We start from the raw sequence: 2727 nt of genomic DNA on the forward strand, positions 1-2727 counted from the left end.
TGTTCGGCGCGGTATTCGTCGGCGTCGCGATCCTGATGGTGCCGCGATTGGGCGCGGCGACGACGCTCGCGCTGATCGTCGTCGGACAAATGACCGGTGCGCTCGTGTTCGACCACTTCGGCGTGCTGGGCATCGTGCAGCATTCCGCAAGCCCGATCCGCGTGGCCGGCGCGGCGTGCCTCATTCTCGGGGTCGTGCTGATCCGCGCGTGACGGCGGCGCGTGCGTACGTGGCCGGCATATCGGCAACGCATGCACGCGCCGCGATGCTCATGCGTAGTTCATCATCACCGACTTGCTCTCCGTGTACTGGTCGATCACTGCGCGGCCAAGTTCGCGGCCGAAGCCCGACTGCTTCATCCCGCCGAACGGCAACGCGTTGTCGAGCAGCGAGTGGCAGTTGACCCACACGGTGCCTGCGGCAATACGCGGGATCAGCTTGTGGATCGCCGCGAGATCGTTTGACCAGATGCTCGCGCCGAGGCCGTACGGCGTGTCGTTCGCGAGCTGCACGGCCGTATCGACGTCGTCGAACGGCATCGCGACGAGCACCGGCCCGAAGATCTCCTCGCGCACCACGCGCATCGCCTGCGTCGTATCGACCAGCACCGTCGGTTCGACGAAGAAGCCGGGGCCGTCGATCGCGCGGCCGCCCGCAGCGGCACGCGCGCCCTCGCCGAACCCCGAGTCGATGTACCCGCATACGCGCTCGCGTTGCTTCGCGGACACGAGCGGGCCGATCTGCGTCGCCGGGTCCATCCCCGGGCCGATCTTCAGGCTCGCGGCGATTTTCGCGACGCGCTCGATCACGCCGTCGAACACCTTCGAATGAATGTATGCGCGCGAGCCGGCCGTGCACACCTGCCCCTGGTTGAAGAAGATCGCGTTCGCCACGCCCAGCGCGGCCTTGTCGAGATCGACGTCGGGCAGCACGATCACCGGCGACTTGCCGCCGAGCTCCAGCGACATCCGCGTCATGTTGTCGAGCGCCGCGTGGCCGATCGTCTTGCCCGTCTGCGTCGACCCGGTGAACGCGATCTTGTCGATGCGCGGATCGCGCGACAATGCCGCACCGGCCGTGTGACCGTAGCCGGTGACGATGTTGACGACGCCGTCCGGAAACCCGGCCGCCTGAATCAGCTCACCGAGCCGCAATGCGCTCAGCGGGGTGTCTTCGGCGGGTTTCAGCACGACGGTGCAGCCAGTCGCGAGCGCCGGCGCAATTTTCCACGCGGCCATCAGCAACGGGAAATTCCACGGAATGATCGCGCCGACCACGCCAACGGGCTCCTTGCGCGTATAGGCAAAGATTTCGCTGTCCGGCAGGTACGGCATGCCGGCGTCGATCACGCTGCCTTCGATCTTCGTCGCCCAGCCGGCCATGTAGCGGAAGCACTGCGCGGCCATCGCGACGTCGAGCCCCTGCGCGACCAGCACCGGCTTGCCGTTGTCGAGCGATTCGATCTCGGCGAGCTCGCGCGCATTGGCCTCGATCAGGTCGGCGAGCACGAGCATCAGGCGCTCGCGGTCGGTGGTCTTCGCGCTGCGCCACGGGCCTGCATCGAAGGCACGGCGCGCGGCCGCGACCGCCTGCTGCACGTCGCGTTCGTCCGCTTCCGGCACGCGGGCGAGCACGGTGCCGTCGGCCGGGTTCACGACATCGAGCTGGCGGCCCGACGCGGCATCGCTCCACTCGGCGCCGATCAGCATCTTCTTCGGCTTCGCGAGAAACGCGCGCGTCGCGTCGAGCAACGCAAAGGTTTCGTTCGTCTCCATGTTCCTGTTTCCCTGATTCGTTGAGTGAGTCGGTCAGTAGCGATCCGCGACGCCGTCGATCCCGCGCGCCTGCAACGCACGGACGAGACCGGCGCGCACGGCCGCGACGTCGGACAGCGCGGGGCGGCGGTGCGCGGCGACTTCGGCGGCCGTATAGGGCTTGAAGTCGCGCGGCAGCGCATCGCGGTTCATCGTCGTGAGCACCCAGTTCAGCACGTCGGCCAGTTCCCGATCCGACAGCGCCGAGTTCGACGCGCCGGGCACGCGCATCACGTACTCGCGCCCGGCCGGCAGGTGCGTGAAATAGCCGAGCGAATTCGCGAGCGGCGGCACCTTGCCGGGAATGCCGCCGCCCGTCGCCGTGTGGCAACCCATGCAGTTGAGCACCCAGTGCTGCCGTGCGAGCGCGGCATCGGCCGCGCCGTCGGCCTGCGCGGACGCGGGTGCGGCGAACGCACCGGCCGCCGCGGCCGCCAGCAGCAGCCAGCACGACAGCCGATGCGACAAACCGCCGAGCCACGACGACGCCGCGCACCGCGTGCCGTGCACGGACGCGCGCACGCCGTTCACAGGCCGAGCCCCTTGATCACCACCGCGCGCTGCGCATGCACGGCCGTGCCGTCCATCTGCTTCGCCCGCGCCGCACGGATATCGGCCGCGGTGAACGGCTTCGCGTCGCCGTGCTGCGCGTTGAGGTCGAACACGACGTAGTTCAGCACGTGCGCGATGTCGTCGTCGCTCGCGCTCGCGAACGACGGCATCTTGAAGTTGTAGCGTTTGTCGTGCACCTCGATCTCGCCGAACATCCCGTGCAGCAGAGTCGCGATCAACTGCGCCCGCCCGGCTTCCGCCGCCGCGTACTTGCCCGGATACTCGGTCAGCGGCGGCGCGAGGCCGTCCTGTCCTTTTCCGCCCGCCTGGTGACACACCGCGCACTGCGCGTCGAACAGGC

Annotated in this window: 4 protein-coding genes; 1 reads left to right on the forward strand and 3 read right to left on the reverse strand. The window is 68.6% G+C overall.

Going from position 1 to position 2727, the window contains the following annotated elements; genetic code table 11:
* A partial coding sequence (locus tag JMF90_RS32385; RefSeq protein ID WP_201325957.1) for a DMT family transporter occupies nucleotides 1–212 on the forward strand: 212 nt, incomplete at its 5' end.
* Nucleotides 213–269: 57 nt separating this feature from the next.
* Here JMF90_RS32385 and JMF90_RS32390 read toward each other — a convergent pair.
* The 3 genes from JMF90_RS32390 to JMF90_RS32400 form a co-directional block, all read right to left on the reverse strand.
* On the reverse strand, nucleotides 270–1775 hold the full coding sequence (locus tag JMF90_RS32390) for an aldehyde dehydrogenase family protein (RefSeq protein WP_011547122.1): 1506 nt from the start codon (nucleotides 1773–1775) through the stop codon (nucleotides 270–272).
* Between the two features lie 33 nt (nucleotides 1776–1808).
* Nucleotides 1809–2345 (reverse strand): cytochrome c, encoded by a 537-nt coding sequence (locus JMF90_RS32395; protein WP_011547121.1) that lies wholly within the window; start codon nucleotides 2343–2345, stop codon nucleotides 1809–1811.
* Nucleotides 2342–2727: cytochrome c (locus JMF90_RS32400; RefSeq protein ID WP_201325958.1), on the reverse strand; the 386-nt coding region annotated here is incomplete at its 5' end. The genes JMF90_RS32395 and JMF90_RS32400, both read right to left, overlap by 4 nt.

Source organism: Burkholderia sp. E168m23, from assembly GCF_016586125.1.
In the GTDB taxonomy this organism is placed as follows: domain Bacteria; phylum Pseudomonadota; class Gammaproteobacteria; order Burkholderiales; family Burkholderiaceae; genus Burkholderia; species Burkholderia orbicola.

Bases quoted from the DNA above. Each gene is read 5' to 3' on its own strand.
- JMF90_RS32390 (WP_011547122.1), bottom strand. From the start codon at position 1,775: ATGGAGACGAACGAAACCTTTGCGTTGCTCGACGCGACGCGCGCGTTT.